The organism is Zeimonas sediminis (assembly GCF_023721795.1).
In the GTDB taxonomy this organism is placed as follows: domain Bacteria; phylum Pseudomonadota; class Gammaproteobacteria; order Burkholderiales; family Burkholderiaceae_E; genus Zeimonas; species Zeimonas sediminis.
In genome coordinates this window covers 597,200-622,435 of sequence record NZ_JAMQYE010000001.1, presented here as the reverse complement: position 1 = coordinate 622,435, position 25,236 = coordinate 597,200, and the positions used below count along the sequence as shown (strand labels likewise).

The following is a 25,236-nucleotide window of genomic DNA, read 5'->3' as shown; positions in this document are numbered from 1 at the left end:
GTTCATCCCGCGAGCGGGGTGCCGTTCATGTCGTGCCATTTCCGGATTCCCTCGAAGATTTCGTCGGCGGTTTCTGCGTACCAGAACAACTCTCGGTCTTCCGCGTCGATCACCCCTTCCTCGACCAGGAAGTCGGGATCGAACGCGCGCCGCCAGAATCGCTCTCCGACGAGCACCACGGGCACCGGGGCGACCTTTCTCGTCTGGATCAGCGTGAGCATGCAGAACAGCTCGTCGAGCGTTCCAAAGCCTCCCGGGAGCGCGACGAGCGCGCGCGCCCGCTTCAGGAAGTGCAGCTTGCGCAGCGCGAAGTAGTGAAAGCGCAGGCAGAGCGCCGGCGTGATGTACGGGTTCGGGAACTGCTCGTGAGGCAGCGTGATGTTCAGTCCCACCGAGGGCGCTCCGGCGTCGAAGGCGCCCCGATGCGCGGCTTCCATCATGCCCGGCCCGCCACCGGTCATCAGGACCAGCCGCATGCCGCCCGAGCCGCGATGCAGTTCCCCGATCCGCCGGCCCAGGGCCCTGGCCACTTCGTAGTAGGCGCTCTTTTCGAGGACCCGCTCCGCCACCGAAACGCGCCGCGACAGCTCGGGGTCGCCGGGTTCGGCCGAAAGCGCTTGACGGGCCTCCTGCAACCGGCGCTCGGCGGCGGCCGGCTCCGGGATGCGGGTGCTGCCGAACACCACGATCGTGTGCTCGATGCCGCGCTCCCGCATCACCGACTCTGCCTTCTCGTAGTCGAGCTGCAGGCGCACGCCGCGGGTTTCCTCCCGGTTCAGGAAATCGACGTCCTGGTCGGCCTGGCGATAGCTCGGGCTCTCGAGGATCGCGCGGACCCGGCGCTCGGCGTCGGGCTCGTCGAGGATCGCCTTCGGACGATGCCAGGGCAGGGGCTCGCGTCGCCTGAGCGGGTGCGCGGGCGATGGCGTGGGGCTGCGGTGGCGCTTCATCGCATCTCCTGCAGGGAGTTGGCCGGCTTCTTCGGCGCAGGCGCGCGGCGCCCGTCCGGTCGCTCGGCATTGAGCAGGATCAGTTCGATCTCCTCGGTGATCTCTTCCTGGCGAAGCCTGTTGCGCTTGCGGTCGAACTCGGCGAGCCGGTCGTCCAGCTTGCGCAGTGCGCGGTCCATGTGGTCCAGCCTGCGCTGGTTCTCCGAGAGCAGCGACTCGTAGAGCAGGGCCAGTGGGGCGGCGAACAGGAACTGACGCAATGCCGCCTCGAGAAAGGCGGCCGGTGCGAGGTTGAGGTCGATCCGTGCGTCGCGCGCCGGCGCCTCGCGGCCGGTCGCCGGCAAGGGCAGCAGCCGGCGCAGCCGTGGCCTGCCGTCGTCGTGCATCAGCAGCACCAGCCCGCGCGGCGCCAGGCCCGGGCGTGGCCGCATCGCGGCGCCGATGCGCTCGGCGAGGCCGGCCATCACGCCGGGGACTTCGTCGGCCACGCTCGCGCCGGTGCAGACGGCGTCGGCCGGGCCGTCCCAGGCCGAGGCGAGATTCGCGCCGACCAGCACGATCGCCGCGGGCCGCTCGCCCCGGTCGATCAGGCTGCGCGCCTCGCCGGCGAGTGCCAGGTTGAAGTCGCCGCAGAAGCCGCGTTCGGATCCGATCACGCACCACACGTCGCCCGAGGTCTCCGGCTGCGCGCGATGGGCAGGACAGGCGTCGAAGAAGTCGGCGAGAGCGTCCTCGACGATGTCGACCGAGCGCCGCTGTGCGTCGATGAAGGCGTTGATGCGTCGCACCTCGACCAGCGCGAGGTTCTTCATCGCCTCGACGATCTCCGAGATGTCCCGAAAGGTGGCGATCTGCCGCTCGAGCTCACGACGCTTGGCCATCGTCCTTCCCCAGCCAGCGGCGAACCGCTTCGACCCAGCGCTCGCGACTGGCCTCCAGTGGCAGCTCACCCGAGTCGGCATGCTCGCGCAGCAGCTTCACCGCCTTGCGCAACTCGGGCAGAGGCATGTCGTCGAGCAGCCTTTCGTTGTAGGCCACTAGCCAGGCGAGGTGAGAAGCGGCCGACTGCGGATCGAGCTGCTCTTGCTTTAGCAGCTCGCGCAGCAGCCTTCCCCGGCGGATCCTCGCCTCGATCGATGCCTCGAGCTTGGCGCCGAAGCGGGTGAACACCTCGAGCTCCTGGAACTGAAGGTAGTCGAGCTTCATCCGGCCGGCTTCGCGCTTGATCGCTTCGTCCTGCGCCTTGCCGCCGATCCGGGAGACCGAGCGCGCGATGTCGATCGCCGGCAGGAAGCCGCGGGCGAAGAGCTGTGCATCGAAGTAGACCTGTCCGTCGGTGATCGAGATCAGGTTGGTCGGGATGTAGGCCGCGATCTCTCCCTGCTCCGTCTCGACGATCGGCAGCGCGGTCATGCTGCCGCCGCCGCAGTTCGGCGCGAGCTGGGTCGAGCGCTCGAGCAGGCGGGCGTGCAGGTAGAAGATGTCGCCCGGATAGGCTTCCCGGCCAGGGGGGCGGCGCAGCAGCAGGGAGAGTTCGCGATAGGCCCTCGCGTGCGTGCTCAGGTCGTCGTAGACGATCAGCGTGTCGTGACCGCCGCGCATCCAGTGCTCGGCGATCGCGCAGCCCGCATACGGGGCGGCATAGAGCAGGCCGGGCGAGGCGGTGGCTTCGGCCACCACCACGGTGGTGAAGTCGAGTGCGCCTTCGCTTCGCAGCGTGTCGATCGTCTGCGCGACCGTCGAGCGCTTCTGGCCGATCAGCACGTAGACGCAGCGGACGCCCTGGCCGCGCTGCCTAAGGACCGTGTCGATCGCCACCGCGCTCTTGCCGGTGCCGTTGTCGCCGATCAGCAGCTGCCGCTGGCCGCGCCCGATCGGGATCATCGTGTCGACGATCTTGTGGCCGGTGTACAGCGGCCGCTCGACGAACTCCCGCTCGGTCAGCGGCGGCGAACCGACGTCGATCGAGGCCAGCGCGTCGTGCCGGGGCGCCGGCATTGCGTCGAGCGGCTCGCCGGTCGGATCGACGACGCGGCCGAGCAGCGCGTCGCCGACCGGGACCGTGAGCCCGCGCCCCGGCAACCACGCGTCGATGCCGGCCTTGAGGTTCCGGGTTTCACGCAGCAGCACGCCGCCGATGCGGTCGCGGGCCAGCGTCGCGACGAACGCGACGCTGCCGTCGGCGAAGGCGATCAGTTCGTCGAGCCGGGCCGACGGAAGGCCCTCGATCCAGATGACGCCGTCGCCGACCGAGCTCACGCGGCCGCGCTCGAGGATCCGCAGGCCGGGGCGGTAGCTCGCGACCCGGGCCCGTTGCGCGGCGAGCGGCGAATCTCGCTCGCCGCCAGCGGCCGCAGGGGCCGCGGCCGTGGAAGGCTCAGCCGGCACGCGACACCCCGTTGCGGAAGAAGCGCAACTCGTCGGCGAGGTTCGCGCCCAGCACCCAGGGGCCGACGCTGACCCGCAGGCCGGAGAGCAGGGACGGATCGACCTTCGTGTCGAGGGTCGGCTCGGTGCGGGTCAGCTCGCCGAGCCCCTGCCTGAGCCGGTCGAGCTGCGAGGCGGGGAGCTCGCGCGCGCTGGCGACCTCGACGGGCTGGTCTCCAGCCGCCTCTCGGATCGCGTCGCGCTGCTCGGAAGGCAGCGAGGCAAGATCCTCGAGCAGCATGTCGAGCAGTCGTTCGTCGAGTCCCTGGCCAGCGAGGCGTCCGGCCAGTCGCGACACGAAGTCCGAGGCGAGTGCGAGCGCGTCGGACTCCGCGCGGCGGCGCGCCTCGCGCTGCCGGGCTTCCTCGAGCGCCTGCGCCCGCTGCTGCTCCGCCGCTGCCGCCTCGCGCGCCTGCGCGAGCAGGCGCTTGCGCTCGGCGGCGATCTCGTCCTTCAGCGATGCGCGCGCTGTCTCGCGCTCGGCTTCCCATTTCGACAGCCGACCCTCGTACTCCTGGCGAAGTGTGGCTGCCTTGTCGCTCGCTTCGTGGGCTTCCGCGAGCGTGCGCTCGATCTCGGCGCGCCGTCGGGCGATCACCGCGAGGACCGGGCGATAGAGGAAGTGCCGGAGTATCCAGACCAGGATCAGGAAATTGACCGTCTGGAGCAGGAAGGTCGACCAGTCGATCTGCACGGCCGCGCCTCCTTACTTGAGCACGTACTCGAGCAGCGGATTGCGGAACAGCACGATCAGCACGACCACCAGCACGTAGATGGCGAGCGACTCGATCATCGCGAGCCCGATGAACAGCAGCCTGGATACCGGCTTCTCGGCCTCGGGCTGGCGCGCGAGCGCGTCGAGCGCCTGGCTGATCGACCGGCCCATGGCGAGCGCCGGAAGGATCACGCCGATCGCGATCGCGAAAAGCGCGCCCAGCGTGGAGAGGCCTGCGAACCAGGTGATGTCCTTCATGTGGTTTCCCCTGAACGTTTCTGTCTGAGCTCTCGTTGCGAATGGATGCCGCCGGTGATGTAGACCAGGGCGAGCATTCCGAAGATGTAGGCCTGCACGACCGCCTCCACCACGTGCAGCATCAGCACCGGCACCGGCGCCACGAGTCCGGCGACCAGCAGGACCAGCAGGGCCGCGGTCTCCAGGCTCATGACGTTGCCGAAGAGGCGCACCGCGAGCGCCACCGTCCGCGAGATCTCGCTCACGATGTGAAAGGGCAGCATCACCGGATTCGGTCTCAGGTAGTGCGAGAGATATTCGCGAAGGCCCGACGAACGTATGCCGAACCAGTGCACCGAAAGGAACACCAGGACGGCCAGCGCGGCGGTGGTCGACAGGTCGCCGGTGGGCGCCGCCACCCCCGGCACGAGGCCCGACAGGTTGGCCACGCCGATGAAGAGCCAAAGCGTGCCCACGAATGGAAGCAGCGTCTCGGGGCGGTCGGGCAGCAGCACGCCGATCGCCTCGTCGATCGTCACGACGATGCCTTCGACCGCCGTCTGCAGCGGGCCGGGGTCGACCGAAAGGCGCCGGGTGGACAGCGCGGCGGCAATCCCGAACAGCGCGATGAGCACCCAGGTCGTGACGACGGTGCGCGTCACCGCCAGCGGTCCGATCGAGAACAGGACCGGTATCGTCTCCATCAGAGCCTGTCCTTGACGAAGAAGTAGACGTTGATCGCGCCCACTGCCACCCCGGTGCAGATCAGCCCCACGGTCCACCTGACCGAGTAGCCGGCGATCTGTTCGTCGATCCATCGGCCGAGGTAGGCGCCGGCGACGATCGGCACCACGAAGAGCCCGGCAATCGTGCCAAGGAACACCGATTGCGCGAGCAGGTCGCCGCGCTCGCGCTCGGCGCGCTGCATCCTGCGGACCCGGGCGTCGAGTTCCCGCTCCAGCTGCCGGTCGGAGTCGGCCCGCGCCGGCCCCTCCGCCGCCCCGTCCGGGCGCTCGTCGCTCGTGTCGGGCTTCCCGCTCATCCGCGCCCGGCCTCCATCAGGCGCCGGTAGATCGCCTCCTCGAGCCGGGCGAGGTTGCCTTTCACCTGCGCGATCTGCGCCTCCTCGCGCTTCAGGTCCCGGTCGAGGGCGGCCCTGATCTCCCGGTAGTCCTGCCCCCGCAGATAGCGCCGCGTGCCGATCCTCAGCCGATCGTTCGCGAAGTGAAGCGTCGCCTCGGGAAGGGCAAGGTACTCCCAGGGTCCGTCGACGACACGAAATCGGGCGAGGCCGTAGACCAGCACCGTGGCCAGGGCCTCCCTGCCGGGCATGATGCCGAACTGTCCGCTCGCGTCCTCGCCCACGAAGCTCGCCACGCCGGCGACCCGCTCGCAGCGGGTGGCATCGCAGACCTCGAGCTCGAAGCCCTTCACGCCGCGGCCTCCGACATCGCCCCGCGCATGTAGCAGGCGTCCTCCTCGGCTTCGTCGTGGTCGCCGCGAAGAAAGGCCTCGCAATCGGCGAGCGTCTGCTCGAGCGGCACCGACACGCCGGGGATGCCGGTGTGCTGGCTCACCACGTGGAAGGGCTGGGTGAGGTAGCGCTGCAAGCGGCGCGCACGATGCACGATCAGGCGGTCCTGCTCCGACAAGGCCTCCAGGCCCAGCATCGCGATGATGTCCTCGAGCTCGCGGTAACGCGCGAGGTGCTCGCGCACCTGCTCGGCGACCTCGTAGTGCCGGTCGCCGAGGAGCCGCCGCGACATCAGCTTGCTGCTCGATTTCAGCGGATCGACCGCCGGATAGAAGCCCTTCGCGGCCTGGCCGCGCGACAGCACCACCATCGTGTCCAGGTGCGCGAAGATCGCGCTCACGCCGGGGTCGGTCAGGTCGTCGGCCGGCACGTACACTGCCTGCACCGAGGTGATGCTCCCCGAGCGAGTGGAGGAGATCCGTTCCTCCAGCTCGGCCACCTCGGTGAGCAGGGTCGGCTGGTAGCCCACCGTGGCGGGCATTCGCCCGAGCAAGCCGGAGATCTCGCTTCCGGCCTGCACGAACCGGTAGACGTTGTCGATCAGCAGCAGCACGTCCCTGGCCAGGCTATCGCGCAGGTGCTCGGCGTAGGTGAGGGCGGTGAGCCCCACGCGAAAGCGCACACCCGGAGATTCGTCCATCTGTCCGAACACCATGACCGCGCGCGGCATCACGCCCGCCTCGCGCATGTCGTGCCAGAGCTCGTGACCTTCCCGGATCCGCTCTCCGACCCCGGCGAACACCGACACGCCCTGGTGCAGCTTGACGATCGCGTGCATGAACTCGGTGATCAGCACGGTCTTGCCGACCCCCGCGCCGCCGAACAGTCCGGTCTTTCCGCCCCTGGCGAACGGGCACAGGAGGTCGATCACCTTGATGCCGGTCGCCAGCACGCCGGCCGCGGACGCGGCCTCGGCGAGCGGCGCCGGCGGCGCCAGGATCGGCCGTCGCTGTGTCGCGGCCAGGGCAGGGCCGCCGTCGAGCGGCGCGCCGAACACGTCGAGCAGGCGCCCGAGGCATTCCTCGCCGACCGGCACCGACAGGGGGCCGCCGAGGTCGAACACCTGCATGCCGCGGCGCAGCTCCGACGTGCGATGCAGGGCGATCGCGCGAACCCGGTGCTCGTCGAGCTCGGCGTGAACCTCCAGGGTGTAGCGCTCGCCGCCGTTCGTGACGTAGAGCCCCCAGTTCAGCGGCGGAAGCCGCTCGCAGACGATGTCGATCACCGGCCCCTGCACCGCCTCGATCGTCCCCACCTGGACGTCAGGGGCGCAGTCGTCGGCCCCCGGCATGTCGGGCAGCGGGGCGGAGGTCGTCGTCATCGATTCTTCCGGGCGGGATTCCTGTCGAACCGCTCAAGGTTCGCCCGATCCGGAGGGTGACCGCTTGATCAGGGTCAACCAGCGCGGCACGGCCGGACTGCGCCAGGCGTCAGAGGGTCGGCAGCGCGCCCGGACGACGGCCGGGCGCAGTCCGGCCGCGCCTCGATCAGGTGATCGGCGCCGGGTTGAACAGCGCCAGCGAGTTGTGCAGCTTCCAGCGCTCGGCCCAGGTGCGCTTGCGGCCGCTCGCCACGTCGAGCATCAGCCGGAACAGCTCCCAGCCGACGTCCTCGATCGTGGCCTCGCCGGTGGCGATGCGGCCGGCGTCGACGTCCATCAGGTCGTGCCAGCGGCGCGCCAGGTCGCGGCGGGTGGCCATCTTGATCACCGGCACCGCGGCCAGGCCGTAGGGCGTGCCGCGTCCGGTGGTGAACACGTGCAGGTTCATGCCGGCCGCCATCTGCAGCGTGCCGCAGACGAAGTCGCTGGCCGGCGTGGCGGCGAAGACCAGCCCCTTGCGCGGCGCGCCGGCCTCGCCCAGCCGCTGTCCCGGCGCGAGCACGCCGGACACCGGCGCGCTGCCGGACTTCACGATCGAGCCCATCGCTTTCTCGACGATGTTCGACAGGCCTCCCTTCTTGTTGCCCGGCGTGGTGTTCGCGCTGCGGTCGACGCCGCCGCGCGCCAGGTAGGCGTCGTACCAGGCCATCTGTTTCACCAGCTGCTCGGCGATCTCGGGGGTGGCCGCGCGCGCGGTCAGCTGGTCGATCGCGTCGCGCACCTCGGTGACCTCGGAGAACATCACGGTGGCGCCGGCGCGCACCAGCAGGTCGGTCGCGAAGCCGACCGCGGGATTGGCGGTGAGCCCGGAGAACGCGTCGCTGCCGCCGCACTGCACGCCGACGACCAGCTCGGAGGCCGGGCAGGACTCGCGGCGCCGCGCGTCGAGCCGCTCCAGGTGGCGCTCGGCGCTGCGCAGGATCGAGTCGATCATCGACTCGAAGCCGACGTGCTCTTCGTCCTGAAGGCAGACGACGTCCAGCGACTCGTCCTCGCCGCGCAGGTCGGCGATCGGGATCGTTCCGGGCGGCATCAGCCGCTCGGGCTGCAGCTTCTCGCAGCCCAGGCTCACCACCATCACCTCGCCGCCGAAGTTCGGGTTCAGCGCGAGGTTGCGGATCGTGCGGATCGGGATCGGCGCGTCGGGTGCATCGATCGCCACGCCGCAGCCGTAGACGTGCTCGAGGCTGACCACGTCGTCGACGTTCGGGTAGCGGGGCAGCAGCTCCTCCCGGATGCGCCGCACCGCGTAGTCGACGACGCCCGACACGCACTGGACCGTGGACGAGATCGCCAGCAGGTTGCGCGTGCCGACCGTGCCGTCGGGATTGCGGTAGCCGTCGAAGGTGAAGCCCTCCAGCGGCGGCAGCGCCCGGGCCTTCGTCGTGGCGATCGGCAGATCGTCGAGCGCCCGGGCCTCGGGCATCCGCAGCAGCCGCTCGTGTACCCAGCTGCCGGCGGGAATGTCGCGCTCGGCAACGCCGATCGTCACGTCGTAGCGGCGCACCGGCGCGCCGGCCGGCAGGTCGACCAGCGCGACCTTGTGGCCCTGCGGCACCCGCTCGCGCAGCGCGAGGCCGCAGGGGAACACCGCGCCGGCATCCAGTCCGCCGTCGTTGGCCACGATCGCGACGTTGTCGCGCTCGTGCATCCGGATGTACAGGGGCGGCTGGGCGCTCATCGCTTGCCGGCCTCCGCCTGCGCGGCCAGCCGGGCCTGGATCTCGCCGATGTCGTACGACTCCTTCGGCGCGTCCGATGCGTCGAGCGCGGCGAAGGCCTGCTCGACGTCGCTCCAGCGCGTCTCGGCGTAGCGCTTCACGTGCGTCTGCGTGGCGATCAGGAAGCGGCCGTCGGCCATGCCTTCGAAGGCCAGGCGGGCGACCAGCGCGGGCGGAATGCCCTCGGCCATCAGTCGGCCGGCGCCCGGAGCCGGCTCGCCGGCGCCGCCGAAGCGCTCCGGGCGCCTGGCGATCGACTGCCACAGACCGGTGGCGACCAGACCCGGGAGCAGGGCGCTGATGCCGATCTGCGGCGGTAACTCGCGGCGCAGCACGTCGGCGAGGCCCAGCACCGCGTGCTTCGATGCCGTGTAGCCGCTGCCGCCGGCGAACGGTACGCCGACCGAGTGCTCGGAGGCGGTGACCAGCAGCCAGCCGGCGTGCCCGCCCGCGGCCATCCTGCCGCCGAAGGCCTTCAGCGTGGCCCAGCAACCGAACAGGTTGACCTCGAAGACCCAGCGCAGGTTGCCGGGGTCCGCCTCGAACAGCGGCGCTCGCGGCACGGTCACGCCGGCGTTCGCGCAGACGAGGAAGGGGCCCTCGCTGGTCCGGAAGACGTGCTCGGCGATCCGATCGAGCTCGGCGTGGTCGGTCACGTCGCAGCGGATCGCCTCGACCCGCAGGTCGTTGCGCGCCAGGCCGTCCGCCACCTGGCGGACGCTCGCCTCGTCGGCGTCGAGCAGGAACAGGGTCGTGGCGCCGCGATCCGCGGCTTCCGCGGCGAGGGCGGCGCCGATGCCGCTGCCGGCGCCCGTGATCACCGCGGTCGCGATGCTGAAGTCGGTCATCTGAGTTCTCCGGGAGTTCGGGGGCGAATTCGTCGATCGCGCGGATCATCGCATGCTCGATGCGCGCGGCGTCCGCGCGTCGGCGATTGCGGCCACGAGCGCGAGCAGGCCGATGGCCGGCAGGACCCAGGCCAGCGGCATGCCCAGCGTCCACTGGGTCGCCCCCGAGACCGCGCACCATGCGAGAGGGATGGGCCACGATCCGAAGGAAGCAGCCGGCCGTCGCACCAGGAGCAGCACGCCCAGCGTGCCGACCGCGGTCGGGTCGGGCGCGACGCCGAACACCTCGGCCTGCGCCAGCGGCCTGCCGGCGAGCGCGCCCAGCATGGGCCAGCCGGCCAACGCGATCGCCAGCAGCGCCAGGCCGGTGGTGCGCCGCCAGCGCGCCACCGGCCGGCCGTCGGTGCCGACCGCCGCTGCGCTGCCGCGCAGCGCGCCGAAGGCCAGCAGCAAGGCCTGCGCCGCGAACCCGGCCGCATAGGCGCCGGCGGCCAGGTTGATCGTCGCGTGGTGCCGCAGGTGGAAGGCCCAGGCGACCCAGGCCCAGCAGGCCGCCAGGAGCGCGACCAGCCATCGGTCGGGCCGTTCCGCGCGCGCGGCCAGCGCGATCGACGCCACGCCAAGGCCGAGCCCCAGGACCTGCACCGGCCAGATCGCCGCGTTGTAGAGCTCCAGCAGCCGACCCCAGGCCTGCGGCGAGAACATCAGGAAGTCGGACAGGCGGTAGGTCCACCACTCGGACATCGTCGCGGGTCTCGCCGGTGAGCGCTCAGAGCCGCGCCACGTGCTCGGCCATCCGCCTGCGCATCGCTGCGTCGGGCATCGGCCCGAAGGCGGCCCCGGCGTTCTCGCGGACGTGCTCGACCCGGCCGGTCGCCGGGATCGCGCAGTGCACGTCGGGGTGCGACACGATGAACTTCAGCAGCACCTGGGCCCAGTTCGAGCAGCCGATCTCGGCCGCCCAGCTCGGCAGCGGATGCCGCTTCACCGCCCGGACCAGGTCGCCCTGGCGGAACGGCCGGTTCGCGATCACCGCGATGCCGCGCTCGCGGGCCAGCGGCAGCAGGCGCCGCTCGGCCTCGCGGTCGACGACGTTGTAGCTGAGCTGCACGAAATCGATCGGGCGCTCGCGCATGACCCGCTCGATCTCGGCATGCCGGCGCCCCTCCGACGTGGTGATGCCCACGTAGCGGACGCGGCCCTCGGTCTTCATCGCGAACAGCGTGTCCAGGTGCGCCTCCCAGGCCAGCAGGTTGTGGACCTGCAGCAGGTCGAAGCGCTCGACTCCCCAGCGCCGCCGCGATTCTTCGATCTGCGCCGGGCCGCGATCGCCCGATCCGGTCCAGACCTTGTCGGCGGCGAAGGCCCGACGCCTCGCGTCTCCCCCGAGCCGGGCGAGCGCATGGCCGATCGTGTCCTGTGCCGATCCGTACATCGGCGACGAGTCGATCATCCTGCAGCCGCTGTCGAGGAATGCGCGGACCACTTCGGTGCAGCGATCGAGCGCGATCGGGTCGGGACCGACGTTGAAGGTGATCCAGCTGCCGAGACCGATCACCGGCAGCAGCTCGCCCGTGGAGGGGATCGCGCGCGCGAGGGGGCGCGGCGCCCCGGGCGCCGGGGGCGCTCCGCCGGGCTTCGGGGGCGCCGTCCAGGCCAGCGCCGGCACGGCAGTCGCCGCGAGCGCCGGCACCGCCCGCAGGATTCGCCTGCGCGCCGGAAGCGTGGCGCCCGAAGCCAAGGACTCGCAAGCACTGGCGGCGTGAAGATCGGGTCGTGCGTGCATCGTTCGAATCTAACCGCATCGCGGCGCCGGCTGCCGAGTACCGCGCCGCCCCGCCGGGGCTTGCCGGTGCCGCCCGTGACTTGCGCCAGCCCCCGCGTCGCCCCGGCCCCCGCGTCGCGCTGGCCCGGGAGGGCCACCTTGCTCCGCCCTTGGCGTGAGCACGGTGTATGGTTGCGCCCGAGCGATGCAGGCTGGCGCCGCGCGGCCCGCTCCCGCGGACGACACGGAGGTAGATGGATCCCGATGACGATCGAAGAAATTGCCGAGGCGCCCGGAAACCCTGAGCCGAGCGGCCGCGTGCGCGATTTGTTCCTGCGCCAGCAGTCCTTCGCCCCCACGCTTCGCGCCTCGACCGCGCGCGATCGCATCGCCCGGCTGGAGAAGCTCGGCAAGGCGCTGAGGGCGCGCCGGGCCGACATCCATCGCGCCGGCGTCGAGGATTCCGGCAAGCCGCCCGAAGAGGTCGACCTGAGCGAGATCTTCCCGGTGCTGCACGAGATCGCGCAGGCGCGGCGGCACCTCGCGAAGTGGATGAGGCCGAAGCGGGTGCCGCCGACCCGCGCGATGCTGGGCACCCGCGCCGAGGTGCGCCGCATCCCGAAGGGCGTCTGCCTGATCGTGTCGCCGTGGAACTACCCGTTCAACCTGAGCTTCGGGCCGCTGGTGTCGGCGATCGCGGCGGGCAACACGGCGGTGCTCAAGCCCTCCGAACTGACGCCGAACTGCTCCAGGCTGATCGCCGGGATCGTCGCCGAGACCTTCCCTCCCGAAGAGGTGGCAGTGGTCGAGGGCGGGGCGGATGCGGCCCGGCGGCTGCTGGCGTTGCCGTTCGACCATGTGTTCTTCACCGGCAGCACCGCGGTGGGCCGGCAAGTGATGAAGGCGGCGGCGGACCACCCGAGCCCGGTCACGCTGGAGCTCGGCGGCAAGTCCCCGTTCATCGTCGACGAGAGCGCGGACCTGGACCGGACCGTGCGAAACCTGGTCGGGACGAAGTTCGTGAACATCGGCCAGACCTGCGTGGCGCCCGACCTGGTCTACGTGCACGAGCGGGTGCGCGACGAGTTCCTGCGCAAGCTGAAGGCTCGGATCGAGCGCGTCTACGGTGGCGATCCCGCCGCGCAGCGCGCCAGCCGCGACTATGCGCGGGTCGTCGACCAGCGGCACTTCGAGCGCCTGCAGGGTCTGCTCGACGACGCGCTGGCCCGGGGAGCGCGGATCGTGGCGGGCGGCGACCTCGACCCGCAAAGCCGGTTCGTTGCGCCGACCGTGCTGGTCGACCTGTCCGCCGGCAGCCGGATCCTCGAGGAGGAGATCTTCGGTCCGCTGCTGCCGGTGATCGAATTCTCGGACCTCGACGCGGTGATCCGCGAGATCGGGTTCCGACCCACGCCCCTCGCGCTCTACGTGTTCGGCGAGGACCGCGAGCGGATCGAACGGGTGCTCGACGGAGCCCCCTCGGGCGGTGCCTGCGTGAACAGCAGCGTGATCCATTTCGCGCACGGCAACCTGCCTTTCGGAGGCCTGGGCGCGAGCGGCATGGGCAACGCGCACGGCGAGTGGGGCTTCCGGACCTTCTCGCACGAGCGCGCGGTGCTGGTCGACCGCTTCGGCTTGTCGCACCTGCTTTTCCCACCGTACACAGGAAAGGTCAGGGCGCTGGTCGCGGCGACCTTGCGCTTCTTCACCTGACCGGGATCCCCGATGGCGTTCGACGAGCCTTCTTCGCCGTTCTTCGACTACCTGATCGTGGGCGCGGGTTCGGCCGGCTGCGTGCTGGCGAACCGGCTTTCTGCGAACCCGGCGGTCCGCGTCTGCCTGCTCGAGGCGGGCGGCCCGGACACCAGCCTGCTGGTCCGGGTGCCGGCCGGCATCGCCGGCATGCTGCCGACCCGGCACAACAACTGGGCCTTCGAGACCGAGCCGCAGCCGGGGCTGGGCGGCCGGCGCGGCTACCAGCCGCGCGGCCGCACGCTCGGCGGCAGCAGCGCGATCAACGCGATGATCTATACGCGCGGCCACCCGTCCGACTACGACGGCTGGGCAGCGGCCGGCAACCCCGGCTGGGCCTGGCATGAGGTGCTGCCCTGGTTCACGCTGTCCGAGGACAACGAGCGCGGCGAGGATGCCTGGCACGGCGTCGGCGGGCCGCTGCGGGTCAGCGACCTGCGCTCGCCCAACCCGATCTGCGAGGACTTCCTGAGGGCCGGCGAGCAGGCGGGCTTCGTTCGCAACGCCGACTTCAACGGGGCGACCCAGGAAGGCCTGGGCCTCTACCAGGTGACCCAGGCGAACGGCGAGCGATGCAGCGCGGCGCGCGCTTTCCTGGCGCCGGTCCGGTCCCGCGCCAACCTGACGGTGATCACGCGGGCGCACGCGACCCGAATCCTGTTCGAGAAGGACCGGGCGGTCGGCGTCGAGTTCCGGCAGGGCGGGGCGACGAAGATCGTCCGCGCGACGCGCGAGGTCGTGCTCGCGGCAGGCGCGCTGCAGTCGCCGCAACTGCTGATGCTCTCCGGGGTCGGGCCGCGCGCCGAGCTCGAGCGCCACGGCGTGCCGGTGCTGTACGAGCTGCCCGGCGTGGGCCGCGACCTGCACGATCACGTCGACTACGTGAGCTGCTACCGCTCGCCGCGCAAGGAGCTGTTCGGCTACTCGCCGGCGGGCGCGGTGCGGGCCTTGCGAGCGATGCTCGAGTACCGGAGCCGGCGCACCGGCATGATGACGACCAACTTCGCCGAGGCTGGCGGCTTCCTGAGGACCGACCCGTCGCTGGCGGTGCCCGACGTGCAGTTGCACTTCACGGTGGGCATCGTCGACGACCACAGCCGAAAGTTCCACTTCGGGCACGGCTTCAGCTGCCACGTCTGCGTGCTGCGCCCGAGGAGCCGGGGCCGGGTCGGGCTGCGCAGCGCCGACCCGCTGGCCGCGCCGCTGATCGACCCGAACTTCCTCGGCGAGGACGAGGACCTCGAGGTGCTGCTGCGCGGCGCGAAGGCGGTGCGCGAGATCATGCAGGCCGAGGCCCTGTCCGGCTGGCGAGGCGGGGAGCTGCACGAACCCGGGGACGGCTCCGACGACGCGCTGCGCGCCGCGATCAGGCGGCGGGCCGACACGGTGTACCACCCGGTCGGCAGCTGCCGGATGGGCGCCGATGATGGCGCGGTGGTCGACGAACGCCTGCGGGTGCGCGGCCTCAGGGGCCTGCGGGTGGCCGACGCGTCGATCATGCCGTCCGTGGTGGGCGGCAACACCAATGCGCCGGCCATCATGATCGGCGAACGGGCCGCGGCGATGATCCTCGAGGACGCGGGCGGCTGAGCTCGCGCGGCGCGCCGTCGCGGTCCGGCGGCGGAGTCGGCCGGCCCTCGGAAGACTCCCGGAAGGCTCTGCCGGGCAGCGGGGCTATCATGTGCGCCCGGGCTGCCCGGCCGCGCGCGCTCGCCGTGCCCCGGCCCTCGGGCACCGACAGCCCGAACACCAAGCCCCCGAAACACGAGCCCCCGAACGCCAGATGCTTTCGTTCCTCCCCCCGGTCCTGCGCGGCATCGTCGCCTTCGTGCTGCTGGTCCTGAACACGCTGCTCTGGTGCGGCCTGCTGTTCCTGCTGGCGCTGGTCAAGCTGGTGCTGCCCTTCACCGCGGTTCGCAAGCGCATCGACCCGTTGCTCAACGCGATCGCCGCGAACTGGATCTCGGGCAACAGCGCCTGGATGCGGCTCACGCAGAAGTCGCGCTGGGACGTCGCGGGCGCCGAGGGGCTCGACTATCGCGGCTGGTACATGGTCAACGCCAACCACCAGACCTGGGTCGACATCTTCGTGCTGCAGCACGTGCTGAACCGGCGCATCCCGCTGCTCAAGTTCTTCCTGAAGCAGCAGCTGATCTGGGTGCCGGTCATGGGGCTGGCCTGGTGGGCGCTCGACTTCCCGTTCATGCGCCGCCACTCCGACGCCTACCTGAAGAAGCATCCGGAAAAGCGCTTCGAGGACCTGGAGACCTCGCGGCGGGCCTGCGAGAAGTTCGCGCTGGTGCCTACCAGCGTGATGAACTTTCCCGAGGGCACCCGCTTCACCGCCGAGAAGCACGCCGCCCAGCGCTCCCCGTATCGCCACCTGCTCAAGCCCAAGGCCGGCGCGATGGCGCTCGCCCTGAGCGTGCTGGGCGCCAAGTTCCACTCCTTCGTCGACGTGACGATCGTCTATCCCGAGGGGCCGCCGACCTTCTGGGATTTCCTGTGCGGACGGATGGACAAGGTCGTCGTCCGGGTGCGCCTGCTCGAGGTGCCCGCCGACATGCTGCAGGGCGACTACGCGACCGACCCGCGCTTCCGCAAGGCGATCCAGCGCTGGCAGCAGGAACGCTGGCGCGAAAAGGACGAGCAGATCGAGGCGCTGCTGGTGGCCGAGAGGAAGATCGGCCCCCCCGCAGCGGTCAGCCCGACAGCCGGCGCCCCCACAGGAACTTGAGCAGGTCCAGCGCGATCGCCAGGGCGATCGCGGCGCCGGCGCCGATCGCCAGGTCGTGCCAGTGGAAGCCGCCGAAGCGGAACAGTTCCTGCGCCGGAGGCCATGCGACCGCCAGCACGATCAGGCCGCCGGCCAGCACGGCGACCCAGGCCAGCGCGCGGTTCGGCCGCAGCAACAGGCCGAGCGGGTCGACGCGATAGGAGCGGTTGACCAGGATCAGCGCGAGATTGACCAGCACCAGCGTCACGAAGGTGACCGCCCGGACGTCGGCTTCCGGCAACCCGGCGCGTGCGGCGCCCAGGTAGACCAGCGCGACGACGCCGAAGGCCAGCACCCCCTGCGCCAGCGCCCAGCCGAGCACGTCGCCGCTCAGGATCCGGCTCTCAGGGTCGCGCGGCGGCCGCTTCATCACGTCGGACTCCTCGGTCTCCGCCTCGAACACGATCGAGCAGACCGGGTCGATCACCATCTCCAGGAAGGCGATGTGGATCGGCCAGAACACGATCGGCAGGCCGGTCAGCAGTGGCAGCAGGGCCATGCCGGCGATCGGCACGTGGATCGCCAGGATGTAGGTCATCGCCTTGCGCAGGTTGTCGTAGATCCGCCGCCCCAGCCTGACCGTGCGCACGATCGAGCCGAAGTCGTCGTCCAGCAACACGATGGACGAGGCCTCGCGGGCCACGTCGGTGCCGCGTCCGCCCATCGCCACGCCGATGTCCGCCGCCTTCAGCGCCGGGGCGTCGTTCACGCCGTCGCCGGTCATCGCCACCACCTCGCCGGCGCGGCGCAGCGCCTGGACCAGCCTCAGCTTCTGCTCCGGCATGATCCGGGCGAACACCGAGGCTCGCGCGACCGCCGCGGCCAGCGCGTCGTCGTCGAGATCGGCCATCTCGGCGCCGGTCAGCACCGCGCCGGAGTCGATGCCCGCGCGTTCGGCGATCGCCCGGGCGGTCTGCGGATAGTCGCCGGTGATCATCAACACCCGCACGCCGGCGGCACGGCACTCGGCCACGGCGGCCGGCACGCTCTGGCGGACCGGATCCTCCAGTCCGACGAGCCCGGCGAAGCGGAAGGGCAACCCGGCCAGCGAATCGGGCAGGGTGGCGGCCTCGGCGTCCAGGATCCGCGCCTCGGCGACGCCGAGCACCCGCAGGCCGGCCCTCGCCATCCGGTCGACCCGCTCCTGCAAGGCTTCGGCCTGCTGGCCGTCCATCGCGCACAGCTTCGCGATCGCCTCGGGCGCTCCCTTCGCGGCCACGACCAGCGCGCCTTCCTCGACGCTCCGCCATGCCTGGCCCACCGCCAGCAGTTCCGGGCTCAGGGGCCAGGCGCGTACCATCGTTCCCGGAACCTGCTCGCCGCCGTGCCATTCGGCGCGAAGGACGAGGAAGGCCTTCTCCATCGGGTCGAAGGGATCCTGGGCGCTGGCCAGCACCCCCAGCTCGAGCAGCGCGTCGGAGGCCGGGTCCGGCGCGCCGGCATCGATCCGCCCGCGCTCGCCGTTGGCCGGCCACAGTTCGGCGATCGTCATCCGGTTCTCGGTCAGCGTGCCGGTCTTGTCGGTGCAGAGCACGGTGGCCGCCCCGAGCGTCTCGATCGCGGCGGCGCGCCGGGTCAGCACCCTCGCGCGGGACAGCCGCCAGGCGCCCATCACCATGAACACGGTGAGCACGAGCGGGAACTCTTCGGGCAGCATCGACATGCCGAGGGCGATCCCGGCGAGCACCCCGTCCAGCCACGAGCCGCGCAGCAGCCCGAACAGCAGCACTGCCGCCACGCAACAGGCCACCCCGACCAGCGCCACGGTGCGAACGATCGCCCGGGTCTGCCGGGTGAGGCGGGGGGTCGCGGTCTCGATCGACCCGAGCGCCTGGCCGATCCGGCCGATCCTGCTCGCTGCGCCGGTCTGCGCGACCTCGGCAAGGCCCTGGCCCCGCACGACCAGGGTGCCGGCGAAGACCGCGGGCAGGTCGTCGCCGCCCGGCGGGAAGGCGGCAGGGTCGCGACCGGGATCGGACGAGGCGTGAGGGCGCTTGCGGACCGCGACCGACTCTCCGGTCAGCAGCGACTCGTCGACGAGCAGGTCGGCGCACTCGAGCACCAGCGCGTCGGCAGCAACCCGGTCGCCCTCGGCGAGCACGAGCAGGTCGCCGCGCACCACCTCGCGTCCCGGGATCCGGCGCCGCTGTCCGTCGCGCACGACCAGCGCGCGGGGGCTGGTCAGGTCGCGCAGCGCCTCGAGCACCCGTTCGCTGCGGTGTTCCTGGACGATCGCGATGCCGACCGACAGCGAGGCGAAGGCGAGCAGCAAGGCCGCCTCGGCGAGGTCGCCCAGCACGAGATAGACCGCGCCGGCGGCGAGAAGCAGCCCGAACATCGGCTCGCGGATCACCTCGAGCGCGATCCGGCGAAGGCTGCGCGTGCCGGCTCGCTGCAGTTCGTTGGGCCCCTCGGCGGCCAGGCGGCGCTCGGCCTCGGCCGCGGACAGGCCGGTTCGCGCGGACGGCCCGGCTTGCGTGGACGGGCCGGCTTCGCCCCCGGCCTGCGATGCTGTTAGCTTCGACACTCGATCGATCGAGATCCGGATGATGACGAACCGAACGATACAGGCTGTGCCAGGGCCAGGGCGCTTGCTGTCGCCGACCGCGCTGGCCGGGCTGCTCGCCGGGCTGCTGGCGCTGGGCGCGACCATCGTGGTGCCGGCGCCGGCAGGCCTGCCCGAGGCGGGCTGGCGCGTGCTGGGCCTCGCGCTGCTGATGGCGATCTGGTGGTCGACCGAGCCGGTGCCCATGGGGGTCACCGCCTTGCTGCCGCCGATCGTGATGCCGCTGCTCGGCATCGTCGACATCCAGCGCGCGGCCGCAGCCTACGCCAATCCCCTGATCTTCCTGTTCCTGGGCGGCTTCATGCTGTCGGCGGCCATCCGCCGGTGGGGGCTGCACCGGCGGATGGCGCACGCCGCGGTGCGGGCCATCGGCACCGACCCGCGGCGCCTGGTGCTCGGATTCATGGTGGCCACCGGCTTCCTTTCGATGTGGATCAGCAACACCTCATCGGCGCTGCTCATGCTGCCGGTCGCGCTTTCGGTGGTCGCGGCGATCGAGGAGGCGTGGAAGCCGGAGCCCGAGGTCCGGCGCTTCGCGCAGGCCCTGTTGCTGGGCATGGCCTACGGCGCGAGCGTGGGCGGAATGGGCACCCTGATCGGCACGCCGCCGAATGCGCTGCTGGCGGGCTATCTGCTGGAGCGGCACGGCATCGACCTGTCCTTCGCGGCCTGGTCCGTCTTCGCGATGCCGCTCGCGCTGTCGTTCCTGTTGCTCGGCTGGCTCGCGCTCACGCGGATCGTGTTCCGCTTGCCGTCGGGCGCCGGGTCGGAGGCCGACCGGGCCGCCGTGCTGCGCAGCCTCGGCGACATCGGCCCGTCCTCGCCCGCGGAGCGCCGCGCCGCGCTGGTGTTCCTGGTGGCGGCGGCGTCCTGGGCGCTGCGCCCGGCGCTCAACCGGCTGCCCGGACTGGAAGGACTCAGCGACGCGGGCATCGCGCTCGCATGCGCCTGCGCCCTGTTCCTGGTCCCGGCCGGGACCGCGAACGAACGCCGCTTCCTGCTCGACTGGCGCGAGGCGCAGCAGATCCCCTGGCACGTGCTGCTGCTGTTCGGCGGCGGCCTGTCGCTGGCCGCTGCGATGGACGGCAGCGGGCTGGCCGGCTGGCTGGGCGGGGCGCTGGGCGACCTGGGCGGGCTGCCGACGTTGGCCTTCCTCGCGCTGCTGGTCGCGGCCGTGATCCTGCTGAGCGAGGTGGCGAGCAACACCGCGGCGGTGGCGGCGCTGCTGCCGGTGGTCGCCACGATCGCCGCCGGCGCCGGCATGGACGTGGTGACCGTGTCGATCGCGGTCACGCTCGCGGCCAGCTGCGGCTTCATGCTGCCGATGGCCACGCCGCCCAATGCGCTGGTGTTCGCCACGCCTCACGTGACGGCGGCGGCCATGATGCGGGCCGGCCTGGCGATGAACCTGATCGGCGCCGCGCTGGTCACGCTCACCGCGTGGCTGGTGCTGCCACTGACTCGGTCCTGAAATCGGCAGGCAGCACGATCTCGATCAGCTCCAGGTCCGGCGAGTGGGCGATCTCCCGGTGCCGGATTCCCGGCGCCTGGTGCACGCACGAGCCGGGCTCGAGCAGCACCTCGCCGACGCCCTCGTACTCGAATCGCACCCAGCCCTTCAGCACGTAGACCAGCTGCAGCTCGACCTCGTGCCGGTGCCATTCGCCGGTGGCGTGGGTGCCCTCGCGGGCCCGGATCACGTGCATCACCGCCTTGCCGTCGGTGGCCTCGCGCACCCCCAGGTCCCGGTACTCGAAGTACTGGCGAAGGCCGTCGGCCACGAACTGGCCGTCGCGGGCATGCTGGACGCTGAACTTCATCGGTCGGTCTCCCATGTCGTTTTTTCCCTCCGGCGCCCGCCCGGCGCGTTGGCACGGCTGGCGGGACGTTCCCGTTGGCGCTTCCAGAGGCTACACTGCAGCCGCGATCAAGGTCGAGCCGGATCCCGGGAACAGGGCCGGACAAACAGAGAGGAGACATCATGCAACGCAGATCGTTCATCGGCGCCGCTTCGGCCACCGCCGCGGCTTCCGCCTTCGGCACCTTCGGGATCATCGGCAGGGCCCAGGCCCAGACCATCACCCTGAACGGCGCGTCGCAGTTCGACGACAGCCATCCGTTCACGATGGCCATGCAGCGCTTCGCCGACCTCGTCAAGAAGTACTACGGCAAGCCGATCGAGTTCGTGATCCACAAGAACAGTGCGCTGGGCCTCGAGAAGCAGTACGTCGAGTACATGGCCCAGGGCAGGGCGGTGGACTTCGCGGTCGCGTCGCCTGCGCACATGTCGACCTTCTCCAGGTCGGCGCCCTTCATCGACGCGCCCTTCATCTTCCGCGACCTCGCGCACTGGAACAAGGTGCTCGACCAGGACCTGTTCAAGCCGATCGCCGACGACATCGCCGCCAAGGCCGGCGTGATGCTGATCGGCTACGGCGGAGGCGGCGTGCGCAACATCTTCGCGACCCGCCCGCTCGCCACGCTGGCCGACATCAAGGGCCTGAAGATCCGGGTGCAGGGCGCGCCGATCTGGAGCCGCACCTTCGCGGCCGCCGGCATGGCGCCCACCGTGATCGCCTACAGCGAGGTCTACAACGCGATCCAGAACAGGGTGATCGAGGCCGGCGAGAACGAGGCGGCCGGCGTCGAGCAGATGAAGTTCTTCGAGGTCGCGCCGCAGCTCAGCCTGACCCAGCACGCGATCACGGTCCGGCCGCTGTGCTTCTCGTCCAAGACCTTCGCCCGCCTGCCCAAGGACCTGCAGGACGCGGTGATCCGGGCCGGCAAGGAGGCCGGCACCTACGGCCGCGAGGTCGAGTCCGGCGGCGACGGCAAGCGGCTCGACGCGCTCGAATCGGCCGGCAAGCTCAAGCGCGTGCCCTTCCAGGACCGCGCCGCGATGAAGAAGCTGGTCGACCCGATCATGGCCGCCTACGCCAAGGAGATCGGCGCGGAAGAGATCTTCGCGAAGATCAACGCGGCCTGACGGGTTGCCGCGATGAGCGAACAGGCCCGCGCCCCGCGCGGTGCCTGGCGGCGCTTCACCGCCGCCTGGCACCGCGTGCTCTCCGTGCTGCTCGCGTTCTCGGTGGCGATCCTGATCGTCCCGGTCAGCCTGCAGATCTTCTCGCGCTACACCCCGCTGATCCCGTCCTACATCTGGACCGAGGAGATGGCGCGATTCCTGTTCGTCTGGCTGATCATGATCGGCGCGATGGTCGCGATGCGCGAGGGCACCCACTTCATCGTCGACGTCTGGCCGGTGCTGTCGCCGAAGGCCGACGCCGCGCTGAGCATGGTGTCGGGGGCGGCGGTGCTGCTGTTCGCGCTCGTGTTCGTCTACGCCGGCTGGGAGTTCACCGAGTTCGCGTTCAACCGCATCTCGGAACTCGCCGAGCTGCCGCTGTGGATGATCCACGTGGCCTGGCCGCTGCTCGGCGTCAGCTGGCTCGCCTTCCACGGCGAGCGCATGGTCGACGCGTGGCGCGTGCTCACCGGCAGGCAGGAAACCCTCTACCGATGACCAGTCTCATCTTCTCCCCCGGGCAGGCCTCGATGGTCCTGTTCGGCATCTTTTTCCTGATGCTGTTCCTGCGCGTGCCGGTCGCGGTCGCGCTGGGGCTCGCCTGCCTGCCGATGCTGGTGATCGAGCCGCACCTGTCGATGATGGTGCTGGCGCAGGAGACCTTCAACGCCTACAACTCCTTCATCCTGCTGGCGGTGCCGTTCTTCCTGCTGACCGCCAACCTGATGAACATCGGCGGCATCACCGACCGGCTGGTGCGGCTGGCTCGGGCGCTGGTCGGCTGGATGCCCGGCAGCCTCGCGCAGGTGAACGTGGTGCTGTCGGTGTTCTTCGCCGGCATCTCGGGCTCCTCGACCGCCGATGCGGCCAGCCAGGGCAAGCTGTTCATCGAGGCGCAGATCAAGGAGGGCTACCACACCAGCTTCTCGGTCGCGATCACCGCGGTGTCCTCGGTGATGGCGGTGATCATCCCGCCGTCGATCCTGATGATCGTCTGGGGCGGCGTGCTGACCACCTCGATCGGCGCGCTGTTCCTGGCCGGCATCGTGCCGGGTCTGTTGATCGCAGTGGTCCAGATGGCGACCGTGCACGTCTACGCGACCCGGCGCGGCTACCCGACCTACGCCGCGTCGACGATGCGCGAGTTCTTCGGCGCGATCTTCGTGGCGATTCCGGCGCTGATGACGCCGGTCATCATCATCGGCGGCAAGATCTTCGGCTGGTTCACCGCCACCGAGTCGGCCTGCATCGCGGTGCTCTACGCGGGCACGCTGTCGCTGCTGGTCTACCGCGAAATGAAGCTGCCGGGTCTGTACCGGGCGCTGCTCGACACCGGCCGGCTCGCGGGTGCCGCGCTCTTCTGCGTGGGCACCGCCAGCGCCTTCGGCTGGCTGATGGCCTACTACCAGATCCCGCAGGCGATCCTCGGCGGCGTGTCGGCCTGGGAGATGGGGCCGATCGCCACCGGCTTCTTCATCGCCGCGGTCTTCCTTGTCGTCGGCTGCTTCCTCGACGCGATCCCGGCGATCATCATCGTCGGCACGATCCTGCAGCCGCTCGCGAAGTCGGCCGGCCTCGACCCGGTGCACTTCGCGATGATCGGCATCGTCTCGCTGGCCTTCGGCCTGGTCACGCCACCCTACGGGCTGTGCCTGATGATCTCCTGCTCGATCGCCGGCATCAGGCTCGGCGAGGCGCTGAAGGACGTCATGATCATGCTGATGCCGATGTTCGCGGTGCTGATGCTGGTCATCCTGTGGCCGCAGGTCACCCTGTTCATTCCCAGCCTGATCTCCCCGGAATTCCTGCGATGAGCCTCGACCTGCGCCCGCTCGGCAGCTTCGGCGCCGAACTGCATGGCATCGACCTGTCCGAGCCGATGTCCGATGCCCTGTTCGCCGAGGTCGAGCGGGCCTTCTACGATGCGCACCTGCTGGTGGTCCGCGGCCAGCGGCTCGAGGCGCGCGCCTTCCACCGCTGGGCGTCGCGCTTCGGCCGGCCGGAGCCGCACGTGATCGACCAGTTCCACCACCCCGAGATCCCGGACATCCTGCGGCTGTCGAACGTGGTGAAGGACGGCGTGCCGCAGGGACTGGCCGACGCCGGCACCTACTTCCACACCGACTACTCGTACCTTGCCGAGCCGGCGCGGGCGACCACCCTGTACTCGATCGAGGTGCCGCAGGAAGGGGGCGACACGCTTTTCGCCGACCAGACCGCGGCCTGGGAGGACCTGCCGGCCGACACGAAGAAGCGGCTCGAAGGGCTGGTCGTGCTGCACCACTACGGCAATCGCGACGACCTGGACGAGTCCTCGCGCACCGTCGCCTCGGTGCTGAACGAGGACCAGAAGGCGCGCATGCAGTGGGTGCGCCACCCGCTGGTGGTCACCCACTGGTACACCGGCCGCAAGGCGCTGTACGCGGTCTCGGGCAGTTCCTTCGCGATCGAAGGCATGGGCGAGGCCGAGGGCAGGGCGCTGCTGGACGAGCTGAAGGCCCACTCGACCCAGCCGCGCTACCAGTACCGGCTCTCCTACGGCGCGGGCGACGTCGTCGTATGGGACAACGCCGCCCTGCTGCACTCCGCCACGCTGACCGACCCGAAGTATCCGCGCAGCCTGTGGCGGATCACGCTCAAGCCGGCGTGATCTTCGCGCCGGTGACCTGCTCCTGCGCGAGCACCAGCGCCGGCACGAACTTCTTGCCCTGGCCGAGCGCGCTGGCCATGGCCAGGCTCTGGTGCACCGCCTCCCCGACGATCGACGGCACGGTCAGGCCTTCGGCGAGGTGGGTGTAGTAGCGGACGTCCTTGCGGGCGTTGTCGAGCTCGAACTTCAGTCCCTCCAGGTCGCCCGACAGCGTCTTGGCCATCGCCTGGAAGATGCCCGAATTCACCGCGCCGGCCGAGATCACGTCGACCAGCCTGCGCGGATCGATGCCGGCGCGAACGCCGACCGCGAAGGCCTCGGCGGTGGCCGTGCAGATCGCCTGGGCCACGAAGTTGTTCAGCAGCTTGATCACGTGGCCGGCGCCGGGGCCGCCGACGTGGAAGATGTTCTCGCAGTAGCCCTCGAGCACCGGCCTGATCGCGGCGAAGGTCGCGTCGTCGGCGCCCACCATCGTGTTGAGCCGGCCCTGCTCGGCTTCGACCGGGGTGCGGGCCAGCGGCGCGTCGACCAGCGTCACGCCCCTGGCGGCGCAGGCTTCGCGAAGCTTCGCGGTCGAGTCGGGCTCGCTGGTCGATGTCTCGATCACGACCAGGCCCTTCTTCGGATCGGTCAGGATGCCGTCGGCGCCGGTGAGGACCTGCTCGACCTGCGGCGAGCCGGTCACGCAGATGACGACGACGTCGCAGCTGCGGCCGAGTTCGGCCGCCGAGCCGACCTGCACGGCGCCGGCCGCGAGCAGGTCCGCGACGCGCTCGCGGTTGCGGTGCACGGTGAGGCTCAGCGGGAAGCCCTTGGCGAGCAGGCTCTTCGCCATGCCGTGGCCCATCAGGCCCGAGGCGCCGACGAAACCGATCTCCTGCATTGATGTC

The 25,236-nt window shown here is 70.8% G+C and carries 24 protein-coding genes; 8 read left to right on the top strand and 16 right to left on the bottom strand.

Features of this window, described 5'->3' with window-relative positions:
- Window positions 1-2: 2 nt before the first annotated feature.
- The 13 genes from M6I34_RS02880 to M6I34_RS02820 all read right to left on the bottom strand — a co-directional run bounded on the left by M6I34_RS02880 (window position 3) and on the right by M6I34_RS02820 (window position 11,598).
- The gene (locus tag M6I34_RS02880) at window positions 3-950 is read right to left on the bottom strand and encodes an LOG family protein (RefSeq protein ID WP_272484210.1); all 948 of its coding nucleotides are present in this window, start codon (window positions 948-950) and stop codon (window positions 3-5) included.
- Window positions 947-1,831 (bottom strand): F0F1 ATP synthase subunit gamma, encoded by an 885-nt coding sequence (locus M6I34_RS02875; RefSeq protein WP_272484209.1) that lies wholly within the window; start codon window positions 1,829-1,831, stop codon window positions 947-949. The genes M6I34_RS02880 and M6I34_RS02875 overlap by 4 nt, the downstream gene beginning before the upstream one ends.
- Window positions 1,815-3,338: a F0F1 ATP synthase subunit alpha gene (locus tag M6I34_RS02870; RefSeq protein ID WP_272484208.1), complete on the bottom strand. Its 1,524-nt coding sequence runs from the start codon at window positions 3,336-3,338 to the stop codon at window positions 1,815-1,817. Before M6I34_RS02870 ends, M6I34_RS02875 begins: the two co-directional genes overlap by 17 nt.
- The gene (locus M6I34_RS02865) at window positions 3,328-4,071 is read right to left on the bottom strand and encodes a F0F1 ATP synthase subunit delta (protein ID WP_272484207.1); all 744 of its coding nucleotides are present in this window, start codon (window positions 4,069-4,071) and stop codon (window positions 3,328-3,330) included. The genes M6I34_RS02870 and M6I34_RS02865 overlap by 11 nt, the downstream gene beginning before the upstream one ends.
- A 12-nt stretch (window positions 4,072-4,083) precedes the next feature.
- Window positions 4,084-4,350, bottom strand: coding sequence for an ATP synthase subunit c family protein (locus M6I34_RS02860; RefSeq protein ID WP_272484206.1), 267 nt, complete (start codon window positions 4,348-4,350; stop codon window positions 4,084-4,086).
- Complete coding sequence (locus M6I34_RS02855) at window positions 4,347-5,033, bottom strand: F0F1 ATP synthase subunit A (RefSeq protein ID WP_272484205.1); 687 nt, start codon at window positions 5,031-5,033, stop codon at window positions 4,347-4,349. The genes M6I34_RS02860 and M6I34_RS02855 overlap by 4 nt, the downstream gene beginning before the upstream one ends.
- Window positions 5,033-5,371, bottom strand: coding sequence for an AtpZ/AtpI family protein (locus M6I34_RS02850; protein WP_272484204.1), 339 nt, complete (start codon window positions 5,369-5,371; stop codon window positions 5,033-5,035). Before M6I34_RS02850 ends, M6I34_RS02855 begins: the two co-directional genes overlap by 1 nt.
- Complete coding sequence (locus M6I34_RS02845; protein ID WP_272484203.1) at window positions 5,368-5,763, bottom strand: F0F1 ATP synthase subunit delta/epsilon; 396 nt, start codon at window positions 5,761-5,763, stop codon at window positions 5,368-5,370. The genes M6I34_RS02850 and M6I34_RS02845 overlap by 4 nt, the downstream gene beginning before the upstream one ends.
- Window positions 5,760-7,184 (bottom strand): F0F1 ATP synthase subunit beta, encoded by a 1,425-nt coding sequence (atpD, locus tag M6I34_RS02840; RefSeq protein WP_272484202.1) that lies wholly within the window; start codon window positions 7,182-7,184, stop codon window positions 5,760-5,762. The genes M6I34_RS02845 and atpD overlap by 4 nt, the downstream gene beginning before the upstream one ends.
- A gap of 166 nt (window positions 7,185-7,350) precedes the next feature.
- Complete coding sequence (gene garD, locus M6I34_RS02835; RefSeq protein ID WP_272484201.1) at window positions 7,351-8,925, bottom strand: galactarate dehydratase; 1,575 nt, start codon at window positions 8,923-8,925, stop codon at window positions 7,351-7,353.
- A complete protein-coding gene (locus M6I34_RS02830) occupies window positions 8,922-9,812 on the bottom strand; it encodes an SDR family NAD(P)-dependent oxidoreductase (RefSeq protein WP_272484200.1) in 891 nt (296 codons plus the stop codon). The genes garD and M6I34_RS02830 overlap by 4 nt, the downstream gene beginning before the upstream one ends.
- Window positions 9,813-9,857: 45 nt before the next feature.
- Window positions 9,858-10,556, bottom strand: coding sequence for a DUF6064 family protein (locus tag M6I34_RS02825; protein ID WP_272484199.1), 699 nt, complete (start codon window positions 10,554-10,556; stop codon window positions 9,858-9,860).
- Window positions 10,557-10,581: 25 nt separating this feature from the next.
- A complete protein-coding gene (locus M6I34_RS02820) occupies window positions 10,582-11,598 on the bottom strand; it encodes an aldo/keto reductase (protein ID WP_272484198.1) in 1,017 nt (338 codons plus the stop codon).
- Between the two features lie 243 nt (window positions 11,599-11,841).
- Between M6I34_RS02820 and M6I34_RS02815 the strand changes: the two genes are divergently transcribed.
- The 3 genes from M6I34_RS02815 to M6I34_RS02805 all read left to right on the top strand — a co-directional run bounded on the left by M6I34_RS02815 (window position 11,842) and on the right by M6I34_RS02805 (window position 16,066).
- Window positions 11,842-13,290: an aldehyde dehydrogenase family protein gene (locus tag M6I34_RS02815; protein WP_272484197.1), complete on the top strand. Its 1,449-nt coding sequence runs from the start codon at window positions 11,842-11,844 to the stop codon at window positions 13,288-13,290.
- Window positions 13,291-13,302: 12 nt separating this feature from the next.
- A complete protein-coding gene (locus tag M6I34_RS02810; RefSeq protein ID WP_272484196.1) occupies window positions 13,303-14,919 on the top strand; it encodes a GMC family oxidoreductase in 1,617 nt (538 codons plus the stop codon).
- A 193-nt stretch (window positions 14,920-15,112) separates the two neighbouring features.
- Window positions 15,113-16,066: an acyltransferase gene (locus M6I34_RS02805; RefSeq protein ID WP_272484195.1), complete on the top strand. Its 954-nt coding sequence runs from the start codon at window positions 15,113-15,115 to the stop codon at window positions 16,064-16,066.
- Here the strand turns inward: M6I34_RS02805 and M6I34_RS02800 are convergent.
- On the bottom strand, window positions 16,032-18,632 hold the full coding sequence (locus M6I34_RS02800) for a cation-translocating P-type ATPase (RefSeq protein WP_272484194.1): 2,601 nt from the start codon (window positions 18,630-18,632) through the stop codon (window positions 16,032-16,034). The two genes, M6I34_RS02805 and M6I34_RS02800, sit on opposite strands and share 35 nt — an antisense overlap.
- A 19-nt stretch (window positions 18,633-18,651) precedes the next feature.
- On the opposite strand from M6I34_RS02800, the gene M6I34_RS02795 reads away from it, so the two are divergent.
- Entirely contained in the window at window positions 18,652-20,142 is a 1,491-nt protein-coding gene (locus M6I34_RS02795) for an SLC13 family permease (protein WP_272484193.1), read from the top strand.
- On the opposite strand, the gene M6I34_RS02790 is transcribed toward M6I34_RS02795, so the two are convergent.
- Window positions 20,105-20,491: a cupin domain-containing protein gene (locus M6I34_RS02790; protein WP_272484192.1), complete on the bottom strand. Its 387-nt coding sequence runs from the start codon at window positions 20,489-20,491 to the stop codon at window positions 20,105-20,107. The two genes, M6I34_RS02795 and M6I34_RS02790, sit on opposite strands and share 38 nt — an antisense overlap.
- 161 nt (window positions 20,492-20,652) lie before the next feature.
- Between M6I34_RS02790 and M6I34_RS02785 the strand changes: the two genes are divergently transcribed.
- Genes M6I34_RS02785 through M6I34_RS02770 form a run of 4 tightly spaced genes read left to right on the top strand, consistent with a single transcriptional unit; the run spans window position 20,653 to window position 24,346 of the window.
- Window positions 20,653-21,657 (top strand): TRAP transporter substrate-binding protein, encoded by a 1,005-nt coding sequence (locus M6I34_RS02785; RefSeq protein ID WP_272484191.1) that lies wholly within the window; start codon window positions 20,653-20,655, stop codon window positions 21,655-21,657.
- A 12-nt stretch (window positions 21,658-21,669) separates the two neighbouring features.
- Window positions 21,670-22,194: a TRAP transporter small permease gene (locus M6I34_RS02780; protein WP_272484190.1), complete on the top strand. Its 525-nt coding sequence runs from the start codon at window positions 21,670-21,672 to the stop codon at window positions 22,192-22,194.
- Window positions 22,191-23,510, top strand: a complete 1,320-nt coding sequence (locus tag M6I34_RS02775; RefSeq protein WP_272484189.1) for a TRAP transporter large permease — start codon at window positions 22,191-22,193, stop codon at window positions 23,508-23,510. The genes M6I34_RS02780 and M6I34_RS02775 overlap by 4 nt, the downstream gene beginning before the upstream one ends.
- Window positions 23,507-24,346, top strand: a complete 840-nt coding sequence (locus tag M6I34_RS02770; RefSeq protein ID WP_272484188.1) for a TauD/TfdA dioxygenase family protein — start codon at window positions 23,507-23,509, stop codon at window positions 24,344-24,346. The genes M6I34_RS02775 and M6I34_RS02770 overlap by 4 nt, the downstream gene beginning before the upstream one ends.
- Here M6I34_RS02770 and M6I34_RS02765 read toward each other — a convergent pair.
- Window positions 24,333-25,229, bottom strand: coding sequence for an NAD(P)-dependent oxidoreductase (locus tag M6I34_RS02765; RefSeq protein ID WP_272484187.1), 897 nt, complete (start codon window positions 25,227-25,229; stop codon window positions 24,333-24,335). The two genes, M6I34_RS02770 and M6I34_RS02765, sit on opposite strands and share 14 nt — an antisense overlap.
- Window positions 25,230-25,236 lie beyond the last annotated feature (7 nt).